This window comes from Streptomyces sp. GbtcB7 (assembly GCF_019091445.1).
Lineage (GTDB): Bacteria > Actinomycetota > Actinomycetes > Streptomycetales > Streptomycetaceae > Streptomyces > Streptomyces mirabilis.
Genome location: NZ_JAGXJM010000020.1, coordinates 194168 through 217107 on the forward strand (window position 1 = coordinate 194168; position 22940 = coordinate 217107).

At 69.0% G+C, this 22940-nt stretch carries 25 protein-coding genes and 8 pseudogenes; 26 read left to right on the plus strand and 7 right to left on the minus strand.

Translation table 11 applies throughout. The annotated features are described in order from the left end of the window. Positions 1–304: 304 nt before the first annotated feature. Positions 305–430, minus strand: coding sequence for a hypothetical protein (locus tag KVT44_RS60135; RefSeq protein ID WP_302832119.1), 126 nt, complete (start codon positions 428–430; stop codon positions 305–307). 81 nt (positions 431–511) lie between these two features. On the opposite strand from KVT44_RS60135, the gene KVT44_RS30435 reads away from it, so the two are divergent. Beyond that, the gene (locus tag KVT44_RS30435) at positions 512–1099 is read left to right on the plus strand and encodes a hypothetical protein (RefSeq protein ID WP_168509811.1); all 588 of its coding nucleotides are present in this window, start codon (positions 512–514) and stop codon (positions 1097–1099) included. Here the strand turns inward: KVT44_RS30435 and KVT44_RS30440 are convergent. Beyond that, positions 1087–2052, minus strand: a complete 966-nt coding sequence (locus KVT44_RS30440; protein ID WP_217570091.1) for a hypothetical protein — start codon at positions 2050–2052, stop codon at positions 1087–1089. The two genes, KVT44_RS30435 and KVT44_RS30440, sit on opposite strands and share 13 nt — an antisense overlap. 384 nt (positions 2053–2436) lie before the next feature. Between KVT44_RS30440 and KVT44_RS58465 the strand changes: the two are divergent. The 6 genes and pseudogenes from KVT44_RS58465 to crcB (KVT44_RS30465) form a co-directional block, all read left to right on the plus strand. Then, a pseudogene (locus KVT44_RS58465) lies at positions 2437–2701 on the plus strand (site-specific integrase); the annotation flags it as partial. A 56-nt stretch (positions 2702–2757) separates the two neighbouring features. Next, complete coding sequence (locus KVT44_RS30445) at positions 2758–2946, plus strand: hypothetical protein (RefSeq protein ID WP_099925506.1); 189 nt, start codon at positions 2758–2760, stop codon at positions 2944–2946. 143 nt (positions 2947–3089) lie between these two features. Continuing rightward, complete coding sequence (locus tag KVT44_RS30450; RefSeq protein ID WP_217570093.1) at positions 3090–3446, plus strand: DUF190 domain-containing protein; 357 nt, start codon at positions 3090–3092, stop codon at positions 3444–3446. A 390-nt stretch (positions 3447–3836) separates the two neighbouring features. Next, entirely contained in the window at positions 3837–4469 is a 633-nt protein-coding gene (gene crcB, locus KVT44_RS30455; protein ID WP_217570095.1) for a fluoride efflux transporter CrcB, read from the plus strand. An 86-nt stretch (positions 4470–4555) separates the two neighbouring features. Then, complete coding sequence (locus KVT44_RS30460) at positions 4556–4894, plus strand: DUF190 domain-containing protein (RefSeq protein WP_229889672.1); 339 nt, start codon at positions 4556–4558, stop codon at positions 4892–4894. Then, complete coding sequence (gene crcB, locus KVT44_RS30465; RefSeq protein WP_099921533.1) at positions 4894–5262, plus strand: fluoride efflux transporter CrcB; 369 nt, start codon at positions 4894–4896, stop codon at positions 5260–5262. Before KVT44_RS30460 ends, crcB (KVT44_RS30465) begins: the two co-directional genes overlap by 1 nt. Before the next feature lie 275 nt (positions 5263–5537). Here the strand turns inward: crcB (KVT44_RS30465) and KVT44_RS58470 are convergent. Continuing rightward, positions 5538–5834, minus strand: a pseudogene (locus KVT44_RS58470) (TSUP family transporter); the annotation flags it as partial. 50 nt (positions 5835–5884) lie between these two features. Here KVT44_RS58470 and KVT44_RS30470 point away from each other — a divergent pair. Together KVT44_RS30470 and KVT44_RS30475 are read left to right on the plus strand one after the other, a co-directional pair. Continuing rightward, positions 5885–6094 (plus strand): hypothetical protein, encoded by a 210-nt coding sequence (locus KVT44_RS30470; protein ID WP_302832120.1) that lies wholly within the window; start codon positions 5885–5887, stop codon positions 6092–6094. A gap of 437 nt (positions 6095–6531) precedes the next feature. Next, positions 6532–6726: pseudogene (locus KVT44_RS30475) on the plus strand (transcriptional regulator); the annotation flags it as partial. Between the two features lie 40 nt (positions 6727–6766). Here KVT44_RS30475 and KVT44_RS30480 read toward each other — a convergent pair. Next, positions 6767–7465, minus strand: a complete 699-nt coding sequence (locus KVT44_RS30480) for a TetR/AcrR family transcriptional regulator (RefSeq protein ID WP_217570097.1) — start codon at positions 7463–7465, stop codon at positions 6767–6769. Positions 7466–7630: 165 nt separating this feature from the next. Here KVT44_RS30480 and KVT44_RS30485 point away from each other — a divergent pair, with 165 nt between their 5' ends. From KVT44_RS30485 to KVT44_RS30515, 7 genes and pseudogenes are all read left to right on the plus strand, one after another. Beyond that, on the plus strand, positions 7631–8332 hold the full coding sequence (locus KVT44_RS30485) for an SDR family oxidoreductase (protein ID WP_217570099.1): 702 nt from the start codon (positions 7631–7633) through the stop codon (positions 8330–8332). 85 nt (positions 8333–8417) lie between these two features. Next, entirely contained in the window at positions 8418–8789 is a 372-nt protein-coding gene (locus KVT44_RS30490) for a DoxX family protein (protein ID WP_217570101.1), read from the plus strand. A 93-nt stretch (positions 8790–8882) separates the two neighbouring features. Further along, on the plus strand, positions 8883–9188 hold the full coding sequence (locus KVT44_RS30495) for a hypothetical protein (protein WP_217570103.1): 306 nt from the start codon (positions 8883–8885) through the stop codon (positions 9186–9188). A gap of 70 nt (positions 9189–9258) precedes the next feature. Further along, positions 9259–9936, plus strand: a complete 678-nt coding sequence (locus tag KVT44_RS30500; RefSeq protein WP_217570105.1) for an SDR family oxidoreductase — start codon at positions 9259–9261, stop codon at positions 9934–9936. A 281-nt stretch (positions 9937–10217) separates the two neighbouring features. After that, entirely contained in the window at positions 10218–10604 is a 387-nt protein-coding gene (locus KVT44_RS30505; RefSeq protein ID WP_217570107.1) for a helix-turn-helix domain-containing protein, read from the plus strand. 26 nt (positions 10605–10630) lie between these two features. Beyond that, positions 10631–11010: pseudogene (locus tag KVT44_RS30510) on the plus strand (flavodoxin domain-containing protein). Positions 11011–11316: 306 nt separating this feature from the next. Next, positions 11317–11634, plus strand: a pseudogene (locus KVT44_RS30515) (xanthine dehydrogenase); the annotation flags it as partial. Between the two features lie 361 nt (positions 11635–11995). Here the strand turns inward: KVT44_RS30515 and KVT44_RS30520 are convergent. Next, on the minus strand, positions 11996–14140 hold the full coding sequence (locus KVT44_RS30520) for a PQQ-binding-like beta-propeller repeat protein (protein WP_217570109.1): 2145 nt from the start codon (positions 14138–14140) through the stop codon (positions 11996–11998). Between the two features lie 407 nt (positions 14141–14547). Here KVT44_RS30520 and KVT44_RS30525 point away from each other — a divergent pair, with 407 nt between their 5' ends. From KVT44_RS30525 to KVT44_RS30560, 8 genes and pseudogenes are all read left to right on the plus strand, one after another. Beyond that, the gene (locus tag KVT44_RS30525) at positions 14548–15297 is read left to right on the plus strand and encodes an SDR family oxidoreductase (protein WP_190171358.1); all 750 of its coding nucleotides are present in this window, start codon (positions 14548–14550) and stop codon (positions 15295–15297) included. Between the two features lie 59 nt (positions 15298–15356). Then, entirely contained in the window at positions 15357–15731 is a 375-nt protein-coding gene (locus KVT44_RS30530) for a nuclear transport factor 2 family protein (protein WP_217570111.1), read from the plus strand. 198 nt (positions 15732–15929) lie between these two features. Beyond that, the gene (locus KVT44_RS30535) at positions 15930–16439 is read left to right on the plus strand and encodes a nuclear transport factor 2 family protein (protein ID WP_217570113.1); all 510 of its coding nucleotides are present in this window, start codon (positions 15930–15932) and stop codon (positions 16437–16439) included. Between the two features lie 38 nt (positions 16440–16477). Beyond that, a pseudogene (locus KVT44_RS58475) lies at positions 16478–16567 on the plus strand (nitroreductase/quinone reductase family protein); the annotation flags it as partial. A 653-nt stretch (positions 16568–17220) separates the two neighbouring features. Beyond that, complete coding sequence (locus KVT44_RS30545) at positions 17221–18060, plus strand: helix-turn-helix transcriptional regulator (RefSeq protein ID WP_217570115.1); 840 nt, start codon at positions 17221–17223, stop codon at positions 18058–18060. A 190-nt stretch (positions 18061–18250) separates the two neighbouring features. Then, positions 18251–18415, plus strand: a pseudogene (locus KVT44_RS30550) (Rieske 2Fe-2S domain-containing protein); the annotation flags it as partial. A gap of 43 nt (positions 18416–18458) precedes the next feature. After that, entirely contained in the window at positions 18459–19058 is a 600-nt protein-coding gene (locus KVT44_RS30555; RefSeq protein WP_217570119.1) for a TetR/AcrR family transcriptional regulator, read from the plus strand. A 24-nt stretch (positions 19059–19082) separates the two neighbouring features. Then, a complete protein-coding gene (locus tag KVT44_RS30560) occupies positions 19083–19448 on the plus strand; it encodes a helix-turn-helix domain-containing protein (RefSeq protein WP_229889157.1) in 366 nt (121 codons plus the stop codon). 187 nt (positions 19449–19635) lie between these two features. Here the strand turns inward: KVT44_RS30560 and KVT44_RS30565 are convergent, their stop codons facing one another. Continuing rightward, on the minus strand, positions 19636–20112 hold the full coding sequence (locus KVT44_RS30565) for a hypothetical protein (protein WP_217570122.1): 477 nt from the start codon (positions 20110–20112) through the stop codon (positions 19636–19638). 123 nt (positions 20113–20235) lie between these two features. Further along, the gene (locus KVT44_RS30570; RefSeq protein ID WP_190171345.1) at positions 20236–20898 is read right to left on the minus strand and encodes a TetR/AcrR family transcriptional regulator; all 663 of its coding nucleotides are present in this window, start codon (positions 20896–20898) and stop codon (positions 20236–20238) included. 80 nt (positions 20899–20978) lie between these two features. Between KVT44_RS30570 and KVT44_RS30575 the strand changes: the two genes are divergently transcribed. Continuing rightward, positions 20979–22385: an FAD-binding oxidoreductase gene (locus tag KVT44_RS30575; RefSeq protein WP_217570124.1), complete on the plus strand. Its 1407-nt coding sequence runs from the start codon at positions 20979–20981 to the stop codon at positions 22383–22385. A 122-nt stretch (positions 22386–22507) separates the two neighbouring features. Then, a pseudogene (locus KVT44_RS30580) lies at positions 22508–22724 on the plus strand (FAD-dependent oxidoreductase); the annotation flags it as partial. Positions 22725–22940 lie beyond the last annotated feature (216 nt).

Genomic DNA, 22940 nt, shown 5'->3' on the forward strand with positions numbered 1-22940 from the left:
ATCCGACCTGGGCCTCAAAATTGGAGTGGGTGACGAGAATCGAACTCGCCCTCTCAGCTTGCCGTTGACCGTGCTTGTCTGCTCTTACGGGCACGCTGCGGGCACGGCGTCGAGGAACGGTGAGCAGAGCGCGGGCGCGAAATCGGGTTCTGCGCTGATGGGATCGTCCGGGTCAGGGGACGGTCCGTACGTACGAAGAAGGCCGTGTCACCCGCCACCGCCACGACCGCGTCCTTGACGAGCAGCAGGCTGGACTGGTCTCCCCCGCCGAGTTTCCCAGGTCGTCCGGCGTGGCCGTGCGCCCTCACTCCACTTCGGTGTCGCGATCCGGCGCGGGCGGGCGGCCGCGGTGGTTGGCGAAGCAGAGGTCGTCGTAGGTCGCCGACAGCACCGGTACGGACGGGTCCTTCATCTGGTGCGAGGTGGACACAGAGCTCGTACATGCCTGACAACCGTCGCGGTGGCGAGGCCATCTGGTTCACCATGGGGTGTGCGATTCGATTCCGTTCCCATGCCGGCGACCGTCGAGGCCAGACCTCGTGACAGCCGTGGCTATCCCGTACCCGCCATCACCCCGTGGGAGGGCGACGAGCCCCAGTTCGCGCTCACCGACTACGGGCGCAGCGCCGAGTGCGCACGACAGCGTCTGTGTTCCGTCTGCAACACCCTGATACCCAAGGGTCCGGTGTGGCGGGTGGTCGGCGCCGCGGAGGGTTCCGCGATCCGCGAGGCGCTTGCTGCCGGGCGGCCGTATCGCAACATGGCGGCGACCCTGGAGGCCCCGGGGCACCGCGCGTGCATGCTCTACGCCTCGATGGTCTGCCCGTATCTGGCGCGCCCCAACGCGCGGCGGGGGCTGACGGCACAAAGCCCGGACGACATGACCGCGCATGTCGTCCGGGGCGCTGTTCGTGGCGATATGGGTGCCGTGGTGGGGTACGGCGACTACGAGTTCGCCGTCACCAAGACCCAGGTTCTGTTCCGTTTTCTCGATGTGGTCGAGTACCTGCCGCATGACACGGCCGACCAGCACCTGCCCGAACTCCAAGCTGAACTCGCCCGCTCCGGCGGCCGGTTGGGTGGCGGTCAGCCGCGGTAGGCGGGCAGGCCGGTGTGCTTGGAGACCTTGACGGGCTTGCCGAAGCCGTGGGCGGACTTCGTGATGGTGTACGTACCGGTCGGGGCGCGGAAGGCAATGGTCTTGCCGTTGGGCGCCCAGGTGGGCTCGGTGTAGTCGGCGGTGGCGTTGGGGGTGACGTCCTTGACGACATTGGTGGAGCCGCCGAAGTCCTCGACGAAGAGGTGGTCGTGCCCGTGGACGGAGCGGACGAAGACGACCTCCTCGTTGTCGGGGGAAAGAGCGGGCTCGGAACCCTTGGTCAGCGCGCCGCCCTGCTGCCGCAGGTAGTCGTCGCGGATGTAGACCTCGCCGGTGTGGGTGTTCTCGTAGACGGCCGAGCCGTAGCTGCCGCCGACATTCGGCCAGGTGTTGTTGGTCTGGGGGACGTTGCCGTCTCCCGGGTCGCCGTTCAGGCTGATCTTGGTCGGCTTGCCGTGGTTGCTGGTGGCCTTGACGCCCTCCAGGACAGTGCTGCCGTGGATCTTGGCCGAGAAGATGAGGTTGTTCTTCGCGGGGATCTGGTTCGTCCGGTCGGCGGCGGTCACCTGCCAGGTGGGGTGGGACCAGGTCTGCCCGCCCGGGTTGGCGGCGACCGTGACGCGGTGGCTGCCGTCGGGGTTGGAGACGACGAGGTCGCCGTGCCCGTCGATGAAGGCGGCCTTGCTGCCGTTGGGGTTCCAGGCCAGGTCACGGACGGCCGTGCCGAAGTCGATCGACTTACCGTTGACCACGACGTGGCGGGTGCCGTCGCTGATGGTGAGTCCCCTGGGCACGGTGACCGTGTGGGCGGACGCGGCTGCGGCGACCATCGCGGCGCTGCCCTTGGCGTCGCCGCCGGAGGACGGGGCGGCCATCGCGGTTGCGGCCGTGCCGCACAGGGAGAGCAGTGCGGCGGCACCTGCGGTGGTGTTCCGACGGTTACGAGCGGACATCGAGGTTCCCCCAGGGACGTGAATGACGCTGCGATGAGAGTTTCGCGGGAACCGCCTGCCGTCCCCGGGACCTGAACCGGTCCGTCGGCTTGCTGCCCTTCGCGATGAGAAAAGTCTTCCAACAGGGGGTGACAGGGCTGTGCGCTCGCCGTCACAGCTGTGCAATAGCGGGTCAAATGAGATGAAGAAACGTCAGGAACGGGCGCCGACGCACTGAACCCGCCTGCGTGGGGCAGACGCCGTGCACTCCGACAGGCCGCTGACGAGATCGTTCCAGGCCGAAATCGCAGGTCGCCGCACCGATCACCGTCAACACAATCAACAACTGGGCCGTAGGGCGCCTCCGGCACCTGTGCAGGGGCATCCCGTCCGATGCGTACGGCACTGCTTCCGGCCTTCCTCCACAAGGAGGTGAGGCAGCACCTCGCCTGGTTCGCCGAGAAGGGCCCGGACGGTCTGCTTTTCGTCGGTGAGAAGGGAGCTCCCTTCCGGCGCACCTCCTTCGGCCGGAAGTGGCGCCGGGCCCGTGCAGCCGTGGGCCTCCCGGACGGCTTCCGTTTCTACGACCTTCGTCACACCGGACACACGCCGGGCCGGTCAGTCCTCCGAGAAGGCCGCGCTGATCTATCAGCACTCCGACGAGGAGCGCAGCGCGACGTAGCCGCGGGCCCCGGGTCATCGATCAACTTCTTGCTCCCTCTGGTCGTGGGAGCCGAAGCACTCGTCGGGCTCGTGGCGCGGGCCATCGGCCGACGCCTGGCGCTCCGCGCGCCAGCGGCGGTCCGCGTCTCACTGCCGACGCTGCTGATGGTTGTTGCGACGGTGTGGCTGGCCTGGTGGTTCTTCGCGACCCGAGGGACGTTGGACGGCTATCCCGGCGACAGCCACAACTGATCATTGGCGGCCGTGACCTGCGGCCGCCTGATCTCCTCCCGCCGCACAGCGCCGTGGACGTACCCGGTGCACCCTGGGAGTGGGGCATTTACCGCGCCGCGAGCCATAGGGGTTTCCCGCCCTGCCGAAGGGAAGGAGGGGCCATGACTTCATCGGCCGGCTGGGGCCGCCTGACGATCTACCTCGATGCCGCGCGGCAGTGGCGGCGCCGGTCGCTGGTCACGGAGATCGTGCTCCGTGCGCTGGAAGGAAAGCTGCGGGGGGCGAGTGTGCGCTGCGGTATCGCGGGGTTCGGCGATGCCGGCACCGTGCGCAGGGAGAGTGTGCTCCCGGTTGTTCAGCATCTTCCGGCCGAGATCGTCCTCGTCGACGACATGGTCGTCCTGCATGCGTTCGTGACCCGGCTTGTCCGTATGCGGGGGGTCCTTCTGGCGACTCTCCAGCCCGTCGAGGTCGTCGACAACCCCGCCGGGGCCGGCCGCGATTGCCAGGCGTGGTGAACGGCCGCCTGTCCAGTCCCTGATCCGGCGGGCGGCCGCCGGGCGCGGACGTGGCTGGTGGGGATCCAAGGGTTTCCGTGCCGTATATCGGGCGATTTGCGTCGTACGCTGGGAAGTGCAACAAGAGGGCGGTGGGGCTCGCCGAAACCGCGACCGCTACGACTGGGTCGACAACAGTCCCTACCTGATACCTGCCACGCAGGCATCTCCACAGGTAGGAGAAGATCATGCCCCGGCCATTCAGCCCCCCGCCGCAACAGGGACGTAATACCGGGAGTCCGCACGGAACTGCGGCCACCCCTAGCGGCCGGTGCAACCCACGAGGGTGGCCCGCTGCGCCGCGCGGGCCACCGTGGGACCCCTAGCCCAGCCCGCACAAGGAAGTGCCGCATGTCCGGCGGAGAGGGCCCCGAGGCCCAGCCCCGCGACGACCCGCCCCCAGCTGAGACACTGCCGGTCGACCCTGACATCGCCGTGAGCGCCGAACCGCAGGCGCCACCCCAGGAGCCTTCCCCCGGCACCCGGCGGCCGCGGCAGGCGGACGTCCTGGCAGTCATCGCGCTGGGCGGCGGACTGGGCAGCGTCGCACGCTACGGCATCGCCCACGCCTGGCCGACCCCGAACCAGGGATTTCCCTGGGCGACGTTCGTCACCAACATCTCCGGAAGTCTCGCGCTGGGACTCCTCATGGTCTACGTCCTGGAGGTGTGGCCGCCCTCCCGCTACGTGCGCCCGTTCCTGGGTGTCGGCGTCCTCGGCGGCTACACGACCTTCTCCACCTTCACCGTGGAGATGCGCCACCTGCTCGCCACCACCCACTGGTCGATGGCCGACGCCTATGCGCTGACCAGCCTTGTCGCCGGACTCGTAGCGGTCTGGACAGGCATCGCGGTGGCCCGCCGGGCCGCCGGGCTACCAGTGCGACGCGGACCCAGCCGCCGCGACCAGACACCCTCCGCGCCCCCGCCGGCACGGCTACCCGCCTCACCCGGCGATCCGCCCCGTAAAGGAAGTTCGCGATGAACCCGCACTTTCCTCGGCGCCACCAGGTGGATGATGGCCTTCCCTCTCGCGCGCCACGCGCGCCCCTCAAAGGCCCGGGCCTGCGCATGACCGTCTACCTCGGTGAGTGGGACCAGTACCACCACAAGCCGGCCTACACCGAGATAGTCCACCGCGCGCACCGCGCTGGACTCGCCGGCGCCAGCGTCTTCCGTGGCTTCGAGGGCTTTGGCATCTCCTCGCTCGTGCACACCACTCGCCTGCTCGACCTCGCCGAAGACCTCCCCCTGACCGTCGTGGTCATCGACGAGGAGGACCGTGTGCGTGCCTTCCTCTCGGAAGTCCGCGACGTCGTGCCCCATGCGCTGGTGACCCTGGACCCGGTGCAGGTGGTCGCCCACCTCACCGGCGTGCCTCGTCCGCTCGCCGAGGGGGAGATGAGCTGATGCCCGTCCTCATGGTCTTCCTGGGCGGCATGATCGGCGCCCCTCTGCGGTATCTCACCGACAAAGCCGTCCAGGCTCGCCACGACAGCGTCTTTCCCCTCGGCACGCTTACCGTCAACGTGGTCGGCTCGTTCATCCTCGGCGCACTGGCCGGAGCTGCGGCAGCCCACGGCCTGCCATCGTCCGTGATGCTGCTGCTCGGCACCGGCCTGTGCGGCGGACTGACCACTTTCAGCACTTTCTCCTTCGAGACCGTCCGCCTCCTTGAGGACGGTTCCCTCGCCGAAGCCGGACTCAACGCCCTGGGCAGCCTCCTGCTCGGCCTCGCCGCCGCAGCCGCCGGCTACGCCCTCCTGACCTGGCTGTGACCCGCTCCGAGGACATTGTGTGATCGTGATTCGGGGAGCATTCGACGAGGGAGGCCTGCTGTGGCACGCCTGGACAGTCCCAGGTCTGTCGGGCACGGATGGGGCACGGACTCAGCGTCGGCCTCGACGTACAGGCGCGATCTGGTCTGTCGCGGGAAGGTGAGCGGGACGGGCCTGTGCGAGGCAGGGGCGTCGGGTGGAGTGGGAGCTGGGGCGGCCGGTCTCGCGGTCGGGATGAGCAGGTTCGTGGGCGTGACGGACGGATTCGGCACGGCGAGGACACTGAGTTGCAGTGCCAGGACAGTCACGGTCCGGGGTACAGGCTCAGGGCGTCGAGGCCCGGGAGGCTCCGAGCGGAGGGTTCGGATGATGAGCCAGGTGCCGAGCGGCAGCATCAGAGCGGCGACCAGGAGCCGGAAGACGTTGGGGCCCGGAACGGCGAACACGCGGATGACCGCTCCGAGGACCACGCCGGGCAGGGTGCCCAGCACCAGACGGCGCACGAGCGGTCCTCGCAGCGCGCCATCACGTCAGTAACGCAGTAGGGCACCGGGCCCCGCCACCACGTTGTAGCTGTGGGTCAGGGGCAGCAGGGCGTATGTCGAGGCGCCAACCAGCACCGATGCCGCAAATACCACCCACGACCCCGACCGAGAAGGCGGCATCGCCCCCGACCTCCTTCCTCGGCCTGGCCTGCGGCCTGGGTGGTCTCATCGGCGGCTACCTCGGAGCACGCCTCCGGCCGCGGATGCCCGAGACCTTCCTCCGTCTACTCCTGGGCACACTGGCCGCCGGACTCGGCACCCTCTATGCGATCAGCGTGCTTCGCTGACCTACCTCCTCAACGCACCACTGTACGAACGACCTTGACGCCCTGAGCCGCGTCTGCTCGGCTCTGCCTGCGCACCGGCGAGATCGGCCACGTCCTCCACCGCCTCGACTCCGCCCTCCTCCCGGACGGTGCTCGCGGAGAAGCAGATCGAGATCCGCCGGGGGGAGTGGCGAGACCCTGAGGCCGGGGCGGTGAGCTTCCGCGCCTACGCCGACAAGTGGGTGGAGGACCGGGAGTTGGCACCGCTGACGCGGGACCTTTATCGCTATCTCCTCGACAAGCACCTGACTGCGTTCGTGGACTTGGACTTGGACTTGGACGAGAGCACCGCACCCCATGTGCGTGAGCGGCGGGCCGAACGGCTGCGGGTGACCGGAGCCAAGACGATCACTGCCAAGGCGTACCGCCTTCTCAAAGGCATCGCTACGCTTGATCACGAGCTGGTCCGTGAACTGTTCATGCGGGAGGAGCAGTTCGCCCAGTGGTGGGGCGATCACCGGCTCGCCGGCCGCACCGTCGGCTCGAAGACCCTCAACCATCCTGTGGTCGGCGAGCTAGTCCTGGACTGGGACACCCTCACCGCCAACACCGACCCCGACCAGAACCTGACCGTCCGGACCGCCGCGCCCGGGCTCCGCCACCCACGACCGGCCGCCCATCCTCGCCTCCGGGTCAGCTGTTCTGCCCCGGCTTCCGTGCGGTGTCGCCCGCCGGGACGGCGCGGAGCATGGCTCTGTAGAGGGCGTCGTGCTCGGGCGAGGCGGGAAGGGGGGCCCGGGCCGGGGCCTCGAAGGACTGGATCATCAGGGCGACGACACGTCGCCAGGCGTCGGGAGCGGCGTCGCCGCAGGCGTTGACGACGCCGAGGTTGGCCATGTGCAGCAGCACCAGGTCAGAGGGGTCGAAGTCCTCGCGCAGCCGGCCCGTGGCCTTGGCGCGGCCGATGAGCCGCACCATGCCCTCGTATGCCTCCTTCCGGCGCTTCTCCATGGCCTTGGCGGTGGGGAAGGTCATGGTCAGGACGTCGGCGAAGCCGTTGTCGGCGGCCTGCATCGCGCAGGCGGCCTCGATGTAGCCGGTGAAACCGTGCCAGGGGTCGGGGTCTTCGAGGGCGGTGGCGACCGCGTCGGCGTAGGCGTCCATGCGGTCGGAGAAGACGGCTGCGACCAGCGCCTCCTTCGTGGGGAAGTGACGGAAGACGGTGGCGATCCCGACGCCTGTCTCGCGGGCCACGGAGGCCATGGAGGCGCCCAGTCCGTCGCGTCCGAACACGGTGCGCGCGGCAGCGAGGATCCGCCCCCGGTTGCGCTCGACGTCACTGCGCACAGGCTGGGCTGCGGGGGCGTCGGAGTGCTGGTCGCCGGGGTTCATGGGGGCAGTCTAGCAATCGGAAAGGCCTATCCATTTCACGTGCTACGGTGGTGGCAGTGAACCGGAAAGGGTTATCCGGATCTCGAAACGGATAACCCTTTCCGAATCCACCATCTCTTCGGCGCCGCTCGTGCCTCCTCGACGACTTTCTACGAAAGGATCGCTGTGACCAGCATCGCCATTGTCGGAGTCGGCCCCCAGCTGGGTCTGGCCATCGCCCGTACCTTCGGCTCCCAGGGCTACGACGTCGCTCTGATCTCCCGCAACCGCACTAAGCTCGACGACCTCGTCGGCACCCTCACCGCCGAGGGCATCACGGCCGCCGCGTTCCCCGCGGACGTACTCGATCGCGACGCCCTCACCCAGGCGCTCAAGGACGCCGCCGCACAATTCGGCGGGATCGACGTCCTGGAATACTCCCCAGTGGGCACGTTCGGCATCACCACGCTGACTGCTCCGGCCGGGACCGAACCGTCCCATGTGGAGTTCGAGATGAACTTCCAGCTGTACGGGGCCATCGCTGCCACCAAGGCAGTGCTGCCCGCGATGCGCGAGGCTGGTGCGGGCACCTTGCTCTACACCACCGGCGCTGGCTCGATCTGGCCTGACCCGCGGGTCGCCAACGTCAACGCCGCCGCGGCGGCGCTGCGGAACTGGGCGATGAACCTGCACAAGGAGCTGGTCGGCACCGGCATCCAGGCAGCCCACGTCGGCATCGACTCGTCGATCGGCGTCTCCGTCCTCCCTGGCGTGGAGGCGGCCCGGCCCGAGCAGATCTCACCGATGTACTGGGAGCTGCACACCACCAAGCGCGACGAGGACGAGCTCGTCTTCAAGCTCGATGCCGAGGGCTTCCCCCGCGGCTGACACCGCACCAGCTCCCTCGTCGAATTCTGATCGCGCCGCGGCCCGCCACGCCGCGTCGCGATCCCAGAAGAGGGCTTCCGTTCTGATGCACGTGTGCCTGTGGATCGTGCAGAGCCTGCTGGCCGTGGCCTTCGCGGCCTCCGGTGTCGTCAAGACCACCAAGTTCCGTGAGCAGCTCCGCTCACAGTTGCCGTGGGTGAGCGATGTCCCGGCCGCGGTGGTGCGATTGATCGGCCTGGCTGAGTTCACCGCAGCCCTGAGGCTGATCCTCCCGGCCGCCCTCGATGTCGCCGCCGTGCTCACACCCCTGGCCGCCACCGGTATCGCGGTCATCATGGTCTTGGCCATGGGCTTCCACGCCCGCCTCAAGAAGCCCTCGGGTATCGCGTTCAACGCGATCCTGCTCATCCCCGCGGCCATCGTCATGTGGGGCCGCTTCGGACCCCGCGCCTTCTGACCGGCCCATCACGGGGCGCTGGTGGCCAACAGCCCCATGAGATGCCGGCTCCATACCCGCCTTCGGCTCTTCCCCACTCACAAGGAAACAGACATGACCACAGCCACCGACCTGTCAGACATTGACGCGATGTCGTTCGACCCCCACTCGGCATGTCTCGTCGAGGCGTTCAGAGACGCTCTGGTCCGCATGCGCGACGGAGAGGACCTGACCGTCGAGGACCTCGACACGGCAGCCGATCTACTGCAGATGGTGCAGGCGACCAAAGGCGACTTTCTGGCGGCTGAAGTCATGCCGCTGTTCAGGGAGGTCTTCCAGGGCGGTCGGGACGGCGGCGCCGCCTCGGAGAGCCAACGTTCCCTCTCACGTCCAGCCCGGCAACCTGCCGATCCGTCCTGACGAAACCGGAACCCAGGTGGTGGTGGCGGTATGGCAGCAAAGGCCCCCACCCCTCTTTGAAAGGATCGCTGTGACCAGCATCGCCATTGTCGGAGCCGGCCCCCAGCTGGGTCTGGCCATCGCCCGTACCTTCGGCTCCCAGGGCTACGACGTCGCCCTGATCTCCCGCAACCGCACTAAGCTCGACGACCTCGTCGGCACCCTCACCGCCGAGGGCATCACCGCCGCCGCGTTCTCCGCGGACGTACTCGATCGCGACGCCCTCATCCAGGCGCTCAAGGACGCCGCCGCACAATTCGGCGGGATCGACGTCCTGGAATACTCCCCGTCGGCCGGGCTCGGCACCAGCGCAGTGACCACCCCGGCCGGGACCGAACCCGCGCACGTGGAGCACGAGATCGAGTTCCACCTCTACGGCGCCATCGCCGCCACCAAGGCGGTGCTGCCCGCGATGCGTGAAGCCGGAACCGGCACCCTGCTGTTCACCACCAGTGCCGGCTCCATCAACCCCCAGCCGGCGAGCGCCCACATCAGCACTGCCATGGCCGCGCTGCGCAACTGGACGATCAACCTGCACAAGGAACTGGCCGACACCGGCATCCAGGCCGCCCACATCGGCCTCGACGCGACGATCGGCACCCCCACCTTCTACGGCCAGCCACAGGCCACGGCCGGCCAACTCTCCCTCCTCTACTGGGACCTGCACATCACCAACCGCGACCAGGCCGAGCGAATCTTCAGAGGCTGACCCACGACTGATCGTCCTGCCAGGAGCACCACACCCCAAGTCGTCCCAGCACCTGCCCGCCGAGGAGACGCCATGACCTACGCGTGCGACCGCGAGATCACACCGTGGCTTCCGCCGCTCCTGAGCACGCCACGTTCCGCCGTCCGAGCACCGCGCACGCCGGGTGCGGAGGCATTTCGTATGCGGAACCGCGTTGCCACACAGACCAGTTGGGGCCGCGGCCTTGGCGAGGGCCGCCGCCGGTGCACCGCCCATGGATACCTCTACGCCGCACCCGGCGTATGAATCGGCCGACGCTCCGGGCCCACGAGAGCGCAGCCCGTCACGACGCGGAGACCCGTACACAGGTCGACGAGGGCATCACACGCGTCTTCCAACTCCTCGGAAAGCGCTGGACCGGCCTCATCATGTCGGTGCTGATCACGGGACCGGCGTACTTCGCCGACCTGCGCCGGGCGATCCCCGGAATCAGCGAGCGCATGCTCTCCAACCGCCTGACCGAGCTTGCCGCCACGGAACTCGTCGTGCGCGAGGTGGACGAGGGGCCGCCGCTGCGGGTGTCCTACCAACTGACGGAAGAAGGTGCGGCGTTGGAGCCCGCGCTCAAAGAACTTGCGGAGTGGGCGAAGGCCCATCTCCCGGAGCCGAGTCGGCCGGCCGACCGCTGAAGCCGTACGTCCGAAGCACCGTCATCATGTCCCATTCCGACCGCCCCAGTGTCGCCGTCGCCTTTCATTCGGGTTATGGCCACACCGCTGTCATCGCCGAAGCCGTGGCGCGCGGCGCGGTGGAGGCGGGTGTCGAGGTGATCTCCATTCCGGTGGACACGATCACCGAGGAGCATTGGGCCCAGCTGGACGCCGCGGACGCGATCACCTTCGGCGCGCCCACCTACATGGGCACCGCCTTCGCCGCCTTCCACGCTCCTTCCTGGGCGCTGGCGCGCAGAGCCCGACCGACGCCGCCCCGAGGCCGTCCAAGTCGGACGTCGCCACCGCGGAGCACCTGGGCGCCCGTGTCGCCCGCCAGGCCGCCGCCGTCTTTCACGCCGCCCGGACAGCGCTCGCCGCCTGAATCAGAACCTGATTCAGAGCCCGCATCAGAGCCTGCTCAGAATTTGGCTTTCCGTTTTCGCGACGCGATTTCCCGCACCCCTACGCCGTAATACCGGCTCAGTTCCGCACTAAAAGATCACCCCACCAACCTGCGAGGCATCGTGCTGATGAGCACCGTGCTGGTGATCCTCACGGCGTGGGCCGTCGCGGCGGCGGGGCACGCCCTCGGGCTGCCGTGGAGCCGGCCTGGGTGCTCGGTGCGGCCATGGCCCCCACCGACGTGATCGCGGTCGGCGTCCCGGCCCGCGCGGTGCCACGCCGCGGGGTCACCGTGTGCGACGCCCGCCTCGTCTTCGCCACGCCCGCATTTTTTCCCGTACGCCAACGAGGTGGTCGTTGACTGGCCCCACCGCCACCTGGAACGCGCCGAGGTGGACGCGCGTACCGCTGTCTGCGTCCTCACCCGCGACGCCAAGTGCCCCGGCCGCGCTCCCCGATCGGCCTGGACCTCGGAGCGCGTAGGCCCGAGGAGACGGCCGTCTCCATCACCGCGGAGATCATCGCCCATGCCTACCGGGGCACGGGACTGCCGCTCGCCCGGGGCACGGGCCCGCTCCACCGGCGGACAGTCGCTGTCGGCTGACGGGGACCACGTTGGGCATCGGCCCCTAAGGAGACTCTGGCGGTGCGTCCCACCTGGGCTTAGGGCGCGCGGAAGGCACGCCGCCTCCAAATTGGACTAGACAACAAACAGCCCCCAGGCCGCTGACCTGGGGGTGAATTCTGGAGGGGGTGACGAGAATCGAACTCGCACTCTCAGCTTGGGAAGCGACGGCGCTTGGATGGCGGCACAGCTTCTGACCTGCGGGTACGCCGCCTGGGGGTGCAGTTCGAAGGGCTGGTTTCGCGCCGCTGTTTACATCGGCTTGCAGATGCACACCCCTATGGCAGCGTAGGCGGTCTGAGGGATGATCCGCACGGTGCGCGGTGATTGCCTCGGCCGGTCAGGTGGGCCCGTCAGGGCTCCGGGAGAAGGCCGTGTCGCCGGCCATCGCCACGATCGCGTCCTTGACGAGCAGCACTCGCGGCGGGTAGCTCTGCACCTTGTCCCCAGGGTCGTCCAGTGCGGAGGTGCGCCAAACCTCCGCTCCGGTGCGGCTGTCCAGTGCCAGCAGACGGCCGAAGCGGTTGGAGAAATAGACCCGCTTGTACGTTGCCGACACCGCGGGCGCGGACAGACTCTCCACGTCCGTCATCTTCTGCCAGAGTTGTTTGCCGCTGTCCGCCGACACCGCGGTGACCGACCCGTCGGACCGGACGAAGTAGACGACGCCGTCCACAAGGGTGGCCGCGCCGGTCAGCGGATGTGCCAGCGGTATCCGTCTGACCTGCCCGGTTTCCGAGGCCACCCGCAGCAGCGCGTTGTACGGCCGTTCGTACCCGGCTTCGTACACGTCCTTCGCGGTCTGGGGGGCGAGGAACAGGGGTTGCCCGCCGACAGCGCCGAGCGCTTCCGCCTTCTTGGGCAGTGTGGCCGTTTCGGTCAGGCTGCCGGGTCCGAGCTTCATCAGCTCGACCGGGGCCTGGCCGGGCTCGTTGCCCTCCGAGCACAGGGCGTAGGGGACGCCTCCCAGCGCCGACGGAGTGCAGTACTCGTCCAGCGAGGGCGCCCGCCACAGTTCCTTGCCGGAAGGCCCGTAAGCCACGAACGACGAGTAGTCGGGAGACAGGGTCAGTAGTCCGCCGTCGTACAGGACCGCCTCCTCGGACGGGTTGATGTCGCGTTGCCACCGCCGGTGCCCGGTACCGGCGTCGAGGGCCACCAGGCGCCTGGTCTTGTCGTCCGGTTCCTCGTACATGTAGACCAGCCCGTCGCGAACGCCGATCGGCTGCGTCCCCTGAGGGCGGGTGCCGGTCCGCCACAGGGTGCGGCCGGAGGCCGCGTCGATCCTGGCGGCCGTGAAACCCGTACCGCCACAGAACAGGGCGCTTCCCTCCGCCACGCATCCAGGGCTGTCGTAGTCGAGAGGGACACCCTTCACGTCGTACCGCAGCTTCGTCTGCCACGGCCGCCAGCCGTCGGGCAGTGACGCGGCATGGGCGGTGGCGGTGGCGGTGGCGGTGGCGGTGTCCGAATCGGACACGAAGACACCCACCCCGATACACAGCCCCGTGATGGCCAGCACCGCACCGAGGCCGGTCAGCAGCATCCGGGCTCGGCGTCGCTTGCCGGTACGGATGCCGGTCGCGGCGCCCGCGGAGGTGGTGGCCGCGCTCCGAGAAGTGGGGCGGCGCCGGGGTTTCGCGGACTGCCCGGTCTTCGGGGACCCGGTGGCGTCGGATTCCGGCAGCGCCTGGAGCATGCGGTGTATGTCCGTCAGTTCCGGCCGTGCGGCCGGGTCCTTGTCCAGGCAGCGCTCGACAATGCCCAGGAGCGCTTCGGGCACGCCGCCGAGGTCCGGGGTCCCGAACACCACCTGATAGCCGGTTATATATGGGCTGTCGGCGTCGAACGGCCCTGTGCCGACGGCCGCGAACACCAGCAGCGACCCCAGCGAGAACACGTCCGAGGCCGGGGTGACGTCCCGGGGAGAGGCCAGTTGTTCCGGCGACATGAAGGGCGGAGTGCCGATCATCCGCCCGGTCGTGGTGATGCTCTGGTGGTCAGAAGCGCGCGATATGCCGAAGTCGATGACGCGCGGCCCGTCCGCGGTCATCAGGACGTTGCGCGGTTTGAGGTCCCGGTGCACCAGGCCCGCCCGCTGGATGTCGCGCAGCGCCTCGGTGAGCCCCAGCCCCAGCGCGCGCAGTTCCCGCTGGCTCAACGGGCCGTCTTTCTCCACGACTTCGGCAAGGTTGAGCCCCGGCACGTAGAGCGTCGCCATCCACGGCCGGTCGGCGTCCGGGTCGGCGTCCACGACAGGCGCGGTGAAGGCGCCGCTCACTCTGCGCGCTGCCTCGATCTCCTGCCGGAAGCGCGTCCGGAACTCCTCCTCCTGGGCGTACGGCCCGCGCACGAGCTTGACCGCGACCTGCCGTCCCGAGGGGGAGACTCCCAGATAGACGACTCCCATGCCGCCCGCCCCGAGCCGACCGAGAAGGGTGTACCCGCCTATGGACTCCGGGTCCCCGGTGCTCAGGGGCGTCATCGCCGATCATCCTTCCCAGCGCATGCCTGCCTCACGGGGATCAGAGTAGGGCCTGCCGCCCCGGAAACGGAGCCGCGCCTGTCACGCACCGGTGCCCCTGTGCCCCTGATCCGTGCGATGGGTCATCCGTCCAGATGAGGGCTCAACTCCTGGCCGTCCAAGCCGATGTCGAAGTCGAGCCGATGTCGATGTCGATGTGCGTCGAGGTGTTCATGTGTGCCCGTTTCGCAAGAGCCGGCGGTCTCGTCTCATCTTCTGGGTCGGCGCGGCAGCCGGTAACACGGCCTCCACCAGGCAGAGACCGCCGATCCATGGATAAGCCTTCCTCTCCCGCGCCTTCGCGGGCGCTCCTACGGTCGAAGCCGCGGGCGCTCACCGGCCCGCCGCAGCGAAGGAGAGAGACCCCCATGAAGATGACCGGCAACACGATCCTGATCACCGGCGGCACCTCGGGAATTGGGCTCGGCCTGGCCCTGCGCCTGCACCAGGCCGGCAACAAGGTGATCGTCGCCGGCCGGCGCAAGGAGCTGCTCGACGAGATCACGGCCGAGCATCCGGGCATCGACGCGCTCGTCCTCGACGTCACGGACCCCGACTCGATCGCCCGGGTCCGTGAGACCGTGGCGGCGAGCTACCCCGAGCTGAACATCCTGGTCAACAACGCCGGCATCATGCTGCGGGAGAACCTCCTCGACCCGGCCTCGCTTCCGGTCGCCGAGGACCACGTCACGGTCAACCTGCTCGGTACGATCCGGGTGACGTATGCCTTCCTACCGCTGCTCGTGGGCAAGGAGGACGCGGCCGTCGTGAACGTCACCTCGGCGCTGGCGTTCGTGCCCCTGCCGATCACTCCCACCTACAACGCGACCAAGGCCGCGCTGCACTCCTTCTCCGAGAGCCTGCGCGTGCAGCTCGCGCAGGCTGACGCCGGCGTCCAGGTGATCGAGGTGGCCCCGCCGGGCGTCCGCACGACCCTGCTGGGCCAGCAGGACGACGAGAACTCCATGCCGCTGGACGAGTTCCTCACCGAGACCCTCGACCTGCTGCGCGAGAAGCCCGACGCGAAGGAGCTTGTTGTGGAGCGCGCCCGGTTCGTGCGCGACGCGGAGGCCAACGGCTCCTACGACAACGTCCTCGCCATCCTCAGCGGCGTCTGAGTGACGTCGCTCCCCAGTCACTCGCTTCCCCCTGCGCGATGGAGACAGGAAGATCCGGCATGCAACCCACCAATGAAGACACCGTCGAGACAGCACGGGTGCTGGCCCTGTGGGGCCACCTCATGGACGACCGTGAGCTGGGCCGTCTCGGCGAGGTTCTCACGGAAGACGCGGAATGGGACGGAAGCGTCTTCGGCTTCGCCCCGGTCGTCGGGCTGGAGACGATCACTTCTGTCCTCAGCGCCGACGGGCACGCGAGCGCTCATCACACGACGAACATCGTCGTGTCGGAGGGGCCGGGCGACGAGGTCCGGGTCCGGTCCAAGGCGTTGGGACTCGTCGGCGGCACCGCCGTCAGCGCCGTCTACGCCGACGAGCTGCGCCGCACGGCCGACGGCTGGCGCATCTCCAAGCGGGTCATACAGGTCAAGTGACCATCAGGGCCACCTGCTACGACCTCGGGTCGTCTGCTGCGGCCCCGATCCGAGACCCTGACTCCTTCTTCGCGTAGGTCAACGGCACGTGTGACGACGGCCTGGCCGTGCTCGACAACGTCGTCCGAGCGTGTCCTTGTGGCCTCGTACTGGCCGCCCCCGCGCGAATCAATTTTGTCCGTACCTCGGGAGACGACCATGAAGACCCCTATTTCTCGCCGCTCCGCCGTCGTCGCGACTCTCGGCGCGTCTGTCGCGGCCGCACTCGCCACTGCGGGTACCACTTCCGCCCATCCGGAGTCCCATGGCAGGAGCTACCGGTCGGAGAGCCAGGTGCAGCACAACAAGCGTGTCGCCGTCGCCTTCCTGGATCTGGCCTTCAACAAGAAGCAACCCCAGGCGGCCGCGGACCGGTACGTGGGCGCGCAGTTCATCCAGCACAACCCGCTGTCGGCCGACGGTACGGGGCCGTTCGTCGCGTATGTGACGTGGCGGACGGCCCTGTCCCCGGAGCTGAAGTTCGACTTCAAGCGAGTTCTCGGGGAGGAGGACCTGGTGGCGGTGCACTACAAGAGAACCTACGACTCGGCCGACCGTGGCGCCGCGGTGATGGACATCTTCCGGTTCGAGAAGGGCAAGATCGTCGAGCACTGGGACGTCATCCAGGACGTCCCGGAGACGTCCGCGAACGACAACACCATGTTCTGAACCGAGCCGACAGCACGGGTCCGGGCAGCCTGCCTCTCCACGCCGTGGTCGCCTCCGCGGGAGGAGTCCCCGAGCACCCGGCCTGGCATCACAACATGGTGGCCGACCCGAGAGTGGATCTTCAGGACAGCCGTGATCGATGTTGTGGCCACCGCCCAGGACGCGCCGAGCGGTCACCGAGGGTGCGGCGGTGAAAGCGTTCCCGAAGGCGGCGACCGATTCGTCGCTGCTGTGCCAGAACCCTTCATGCTCGGCCAGCCCATAGTGGACGGGTACCTCGATCCTCGCGGCGATCCCTGCGAAATCCATGCACCACTGGCCCGCCACCTCCACCAGCTCCGCTATGGGAACGGGCGATTCGGCGTGCTTCGCGATGCCGAGCACACTCGGGTCGGATGCCGAGCACACTCGGGTCGTACGTGTCCTCAGGTCCGTACATGAACCGCAAGAGGTGCTCACGGCTGAACTCCATCGAGCTGGCCGGCGGCTCGGACTTCAACGCTTCGTTCGACCGCTGTGATTCGTCGTGGATTCCGGTGACGGAGACACCGAGGAGTGGCCATGCTCGTCAGCAGCGGCGTGATGTGGCTCGTCCCGCTGTGAACGCCCTCGGCGTCGACCGTATGAGCGTCTTCGCGAGGGTGGGAGAGGACGGTTCATCCATGGATCGACGGTCCGTGCCTGCGGCCTTGGGCATTCCGGAGGTCACGCTGGGCCAGGTGCTCAGCCATGGATTGGCGGTCTCTGGATAGCCGGGCGGGAAGCGGTGAGGATGGTGGGCATGGACAAGAAGGAACTGGCCGAATTCCTGCGCCACCGGCGTGAGGCACTGCGCCCGCGTGACGTCGGGCTGGTCGAGGGGGCGCGCAGGCGTACCCAGGGGCTGCGCCGCGAGGAGGTCGCCCAGCTCGCCGGCATGTCCACCGACTACTACGCCCGCCTGGAACAGCAGCGCGCTCCGCAGCCCTCCGTTCAGATCACCACTGCCCTCGCCCGGGCGCTGCGGCTGACCCTGGACGAGCGCGACCATCTTTTCGTCCTCATCGGCCACAACGCCCCGGCCCGTTTCCACCGCTCCGAGCACGTCAGCCCGACGCTGATGCGGGTCCTGGACCGGCTGGACGACTCGCCGGCCCTGGTGCTGACCGACATGGCCGACACCCTCGCGATGAACCCGCTGGCCATCGCGCTGCTCGGCGACCAGACGCGCCACACCGGCCTGGCTCGCAGCGCCTACTACCGCTGGTTCATGGACCCCGCCGAGCGCCTGGTGTACCCCGGGGAAGACCACGAACGCCACGGCCGCGCTCAGGCAGCGCGCTTGCGGGTCGCGCTGACAGCCGGCAGCGACATCCCCCGGGCCTCCCGGATCCTCTCCGAACTCCAGGAGCACAGTCCCGAGTTCGTCCGCCTGTGGGAACTCCAGGAGGTCGCCCAGCGCTACGACGAGGGCAAGACCATCCTCCATCCCGAACTCGGCCGCATCGACGTCGACGGCCAGGTCCTGTTCACCGAGAACCGTGCCCAGACCCTGGTGGTGCTCACCACCCGCCCCGGCACGGAAAGCCACAGCAAGCTGGAACTGCTCTCGGTCATAGGGCACCAGCAGCTCACCCCCTGACGAGGCCCAGACCCATCTGCCGAGGTCGCTTCGGACCGGGGCCGGGTCCCGACTCGCCCCCGCCTCGGCGGCCTCGGCGATCAGCCCCACTCACACGTGCCGCTCAGGGCCGGAAGCCGTAGCCCGCCCGATGCACCCCAGTGAACCGGATGGCACACCGCCGGCGCCATGGACGCACCCGAGGAGAGCGATGTCCCGGAGCGGATACACGTACGTCGGCAAGCCCGACGCGTTGGAGGTGGGCGTCCCGCGGCGCTTCGAGGTGGAGGGCATGCCCGTCTCGCTCGTCCTGACCGAGCGAGGGGTCTTCGCGATCCACGACGTGTGCTCGCACAGCGCCGTCTCGCTCTCCGAGTCGAGGACGGAAGCGTGTACGCACAAGTGACAGGAACACCGTGATGGACGCACCGTACGACACCGCCGCCGAGCGGGCCGATGCCGCCCGCAACCGTGCCCGGCTGCTGGAGGCGGCGGCCCGGCTGGTGGCCGAGCGTGGGGCCGAGCACGTGACGATGCACGAGGTCGCGAGGGTCGCCGGGGTGGGTAAAGGCACGCTCTTTCGCCGGTTCGGCGACCGCGACGGGCTCCTGCTTGCCCTCCTCGGTGAGGCGGAGGCCGAGTTCGAGGAGGCGTACACGGAAGGTCCCCCGCCGCTGGGACCGGGCGCACCCGCGCGGGACCGGCTGGAGGCGTTCGGCGGTGCGCTGATCGAGCGCATCGCCGCCGACGCGGACCTGGGCGCCGCGCTGGGACGCCAGGTACTCCACGAACGCCGCCACGCCTCCGACACCGGCAGGGCCTTTCACCGCCACGTCTCGACTCTCCTGCGGGAAGCGGGAGTTGACGGGGACCACGACATGCTCGCCCACGCCCTGCTCGCCTTCGCGAACTTCGAGACGGCGGACTACCTGCACGTCGGGTGCGGGACCCCCGTCGCACGCCTCCAGGCCACGTGGGTGGACCTGGTGCGCCGGACGATCCGAGCCGACGGAGTGTGAACCTTGGAGATCCGAATCGTCGAGATTCCACCCGGCGCTCCTCGATCCGGAGAGCGAAACGGCACGGAACCGGTCGCAGAGCCCTGTAAGACGGTCGACGCCGCGATCACGCGCGCCTTCGCGCTGCTGGGGAAGCGCTGGACCGGCCCGATCGTGGCCGTTCTGATGGAGCACCCGGTGCACTTCGCCGACCTGCACCGCGCCATCCCGGGCATCAGCGAGCGCATGCTCTCGGCCCGGCTGACCGAGCTGGGTGCGGCGGGGCTGGTCGTGCGTGAGGTGGCCGAGGGGCCGCCGCCGCGCGTCTCGTATCGCCTGACGGAGACCGGCGGGGCACTCGAGCCGGCTCTGAAGGAGCTGGCCGCGTGGGCGGAGAGGCACCTGCCGTAGGTGGATCGAAGCACGGCCTCGTCTGCGCTCTGAGCGGCCGCCGCATATTCCCGGCCGCCTGTCGCGTCCCAGCGGCCCTCAAGGCTTCCTGACTCCTGTGACATCCAGGGCGACTCTCTTGGATCCCCTTGCGGACCGGAGCTCCCTTTGAGGGGCCCTGGTCGCGTGCCGACGGGCGGGGTAGTGGTCAGAGACCGGACGACTGACCGTTCACGATCGCGGTGACGGTGTCGTCGTACGCCGTGAGAACGCCGAGGAATCCGGTTCTGCCCCACAGCGCCAGTCCCAGAGCGGCGACGAACACGGCCGTCACGTGCACAGCCCCGAGTGGGTCCCGTCCCGGCGGCGTGCTCAGTGTCGACTGGTCCCCGCGGGACCATGCCCGCGCTGCCTCGGCAATCGCGAACTCGTAGTGGGGTGGGGCCGCAGCGGCGGCTTCGTCGGCATGTTCGACCAGTTGGCCGGCCGTCCACCGCTCGCCGGTCACCTCGATGATGCTGACGGTGGAGCGCAGCAGGCCGCTCAGGACGGCGTACATCTCCATCCAAGCGACTGCGTCCAGACCGGCCAGCGCGTCCTGCACTGCGATGGCGTCGCGGTCCGCGTAGCCGCGGACGACGTCCACCGCGCGGCGGCCGGGGGACTTCTGCGCTCCATCGCTCATGAGTTTCACGCTATTTGTCGGCCGGCGGGGCGGGAATCGGTCTCTCGGCGCAACGCGCCTCGGAACAAAGCACTAGGACCAATGTCCCCACCTCCCCCGAGGCGGGCGTGGTGCGGAAGTTCGTCACAGGCCGTGCACGGTCTGGAAGAACTGGTCGATCTCTCGGCGGCCGGGGGCCGGTTGAGCCAGTGTCTCGGAGCCGGGGGCGCGCAGCCCGTCGAGGAGCACGCCGACATAGCGGTCGGTCAGGTCCGCCGTGGGGCTGTCATCCCCCGCGTCGGGTAGGCGTGGCGGGATCGAGTTGAGCATCAGTACGACGTCGTAGGCGGTCACGTCATCACGCATGGCCCCCGCACCCTGGGTCCGGGCCACCAGATCCTCCAAGGCGGTCAGGAGGTGTGTGCGGATGCCGGCCAGTTCAGGGCCCGGTTCCCTGGCACGCCCCCGGGACACGGGGAAGAGCTGGCTGCTGCGCAGGCGCACCATGTGGCGCACCGCCCGGGTGAAGGCGGTCCACGTGGCCGGTTCCTCGGCCAGGGCGCGCCGCACCTCGTCCAGGCTCTCCTGCATCACCTTGATCGCGATGCGCTCCACCAGGGCGGTCTTGTTCGGGAAGTGCCGGTAGATGGTGCCCATGCCCAGGCCGGACCGCCGGGCGACCTCGGCGATCGACGCCTGGTAACCGAGGTCGGCGAAGACGTCCTGGGCAACCTGGAGGATCTGCTCGACGTTCTGGCGGGCGTCCGCGCGCAGCGGGCGGTCGGCAGGGGGTGTGGAGGGGCTCATGTGCCTCCGATGTTAGCCTCCAAGCTAACCGGAAATTGAATTTCCGGTTAGCCGTGTGACTCCTGAGGAGGCCCCCCACCATGACCGTTTCTGCAGATCCCTTCGCCGACTTCCCCACCGACTTCCGTGGCGCCGTGCTACGGCCCGACGACGACCGGTACGACGCCGCCCGCGTGCTGTACCAGGGGCGCGCTGCCGACGAGGGCCCGGCGCTGATCGCGCAGTGCGCCGACGAGGAGGACGTCGCGGCCGTCCTGCGGCACGCCTCCGCTCACGGCATCCCGGTGGCCGTGCGCGGCGGCGGGCACGGCTCGGACGGGTACGCCATGCCAGGCGGCGCGCTGGTCGTCGACCTCTCGGCGATGAAGGCGATCGACGTCGACCCCGAGACGCGGGTCGTGCGGGCCCAACCGGGTGTCCTGCTCGGCGAGTTGGACGCCGCCGCGCAGGAGTACGGGCTCGCCGTGCCCGCCGGCACGGTCAGCAGCACCGGTGTTGCCGGACTGACGCTGGGCGGCGGTATCGGCCACCTGATGCGCCGCTTCGGCGCGACCGTCGACAACCTGCTCGCCTGCGAGATGATCACCGTTGGCGGCCGCAAGGTCCGCGCGGACGAGGTCGAGAACCCTGAGCTGTTCTGGGCGCTGCGCGGCGGAGGCGGCAACTTCGGGGTCGTCACCGCCTTCGAGTACCGCGCGCACCCGCTCGGCCCCGACGTCATCGCCGGACAGCTGATCTTCCCGTTCGACCAGGCCGCCGACGTGCTGGCCAAGCTCCCCGCGCATATGGCCACCGCACCCCGCGAGCTGGGCCTGTTGGCCGCGATCGCTCCCGCCCCCGCCCTGCCGACGCTGCCGTCAGAGGCGCACGGCAAGCCGGTGCTTGTCCTCGTCCCCGTCTTCACCGGGGATCCCGCGACCGCCGACGAGGCCATCGAGCCGCTCGCCGCACTCGGCCGGCCGGTCACCAACCTGGTCACGAAGATGCCGTGGCTGCAGGCCAACAGCATGCTCGATGCCGTAGCGCCGTACGGCAAGCGCATGAACCTGCGCGGCGGCTACCTGCCGGAGCTGTCCGCCGACGCCGTCGACACTCTGCTGCACCACGCGGCCACCGCGCTGTCGAACCCCGGCGCCGCCACCGTCATCAACCTGTGGTGCATGGGCGGCGCGATCTCCGAGGACGTCGCCGAGGACGCCACCGCCTTCTCCCGCGAGGGAGCCGCCTGGCTGTGGGAGGCCGTCAGCATGTGGGACGCCCCCGAGCACGACTCGCAGTACGAGGAGTCGGCGAACCACGTCACCGAGGCGATGCGGCCCCACGCACTGACCGCCGGCTACACCAACCTCACCGACGACCAGGGCGAGGAGTGGCGCCGCGGAGTCCACGGCAGCGAGGCCAAGTACCGGCGGCTGCAGGCGGTCAAGGCCACCTGGGACCCGGACAACCTGCTCCGCTTCAACAAGAACATCGCCCCGACCGCCTGACCGCGCACCGGCGGCACGTGCAGCCCGCGTAGGCGGAACGCACCCAAGCGAGCGGCCCCGGCCTGCCGGGCCGGGCCGCGTCAGCAACCCGACACGGCGACCTCGAGGAAGGACCCTCGGTGATCAGTTCCGACACGGACGTCTTAAATCGCCGGAGCCGGTCCCACCGGCCTCGCACTCGCCCGCGACCTGGCACGGCGCGGTGTCGACTGCCGGATCGTGGAGCGGAGCGCACCCGGATTCCAGGGCTCCCGCGGCGCGGGCCTGCCGCCCCGCACCCGGGAGATCTTCGAGGACCTGGGTGTCCTCGACACAGTGCACGCCGCCGGTGGCACCTACGCATGAAGAATGATCAGATGCCCTCTTAGGGCACACGGAGGGCACGCCGCCTCCAAATTGGACTAGACAACAAACAACCCCCAGGCCGCTGGCCTGGGGGTGAATTCTGGAGCGGGTGACGAGAATCGAACTCGCACTCTCAGCTTGGGAAGCGACGGCGCTTGAGGGGCCGAATAGCTTCTGACCTGGGCATTAGTGCTCGGGTGTGGCGCTCGG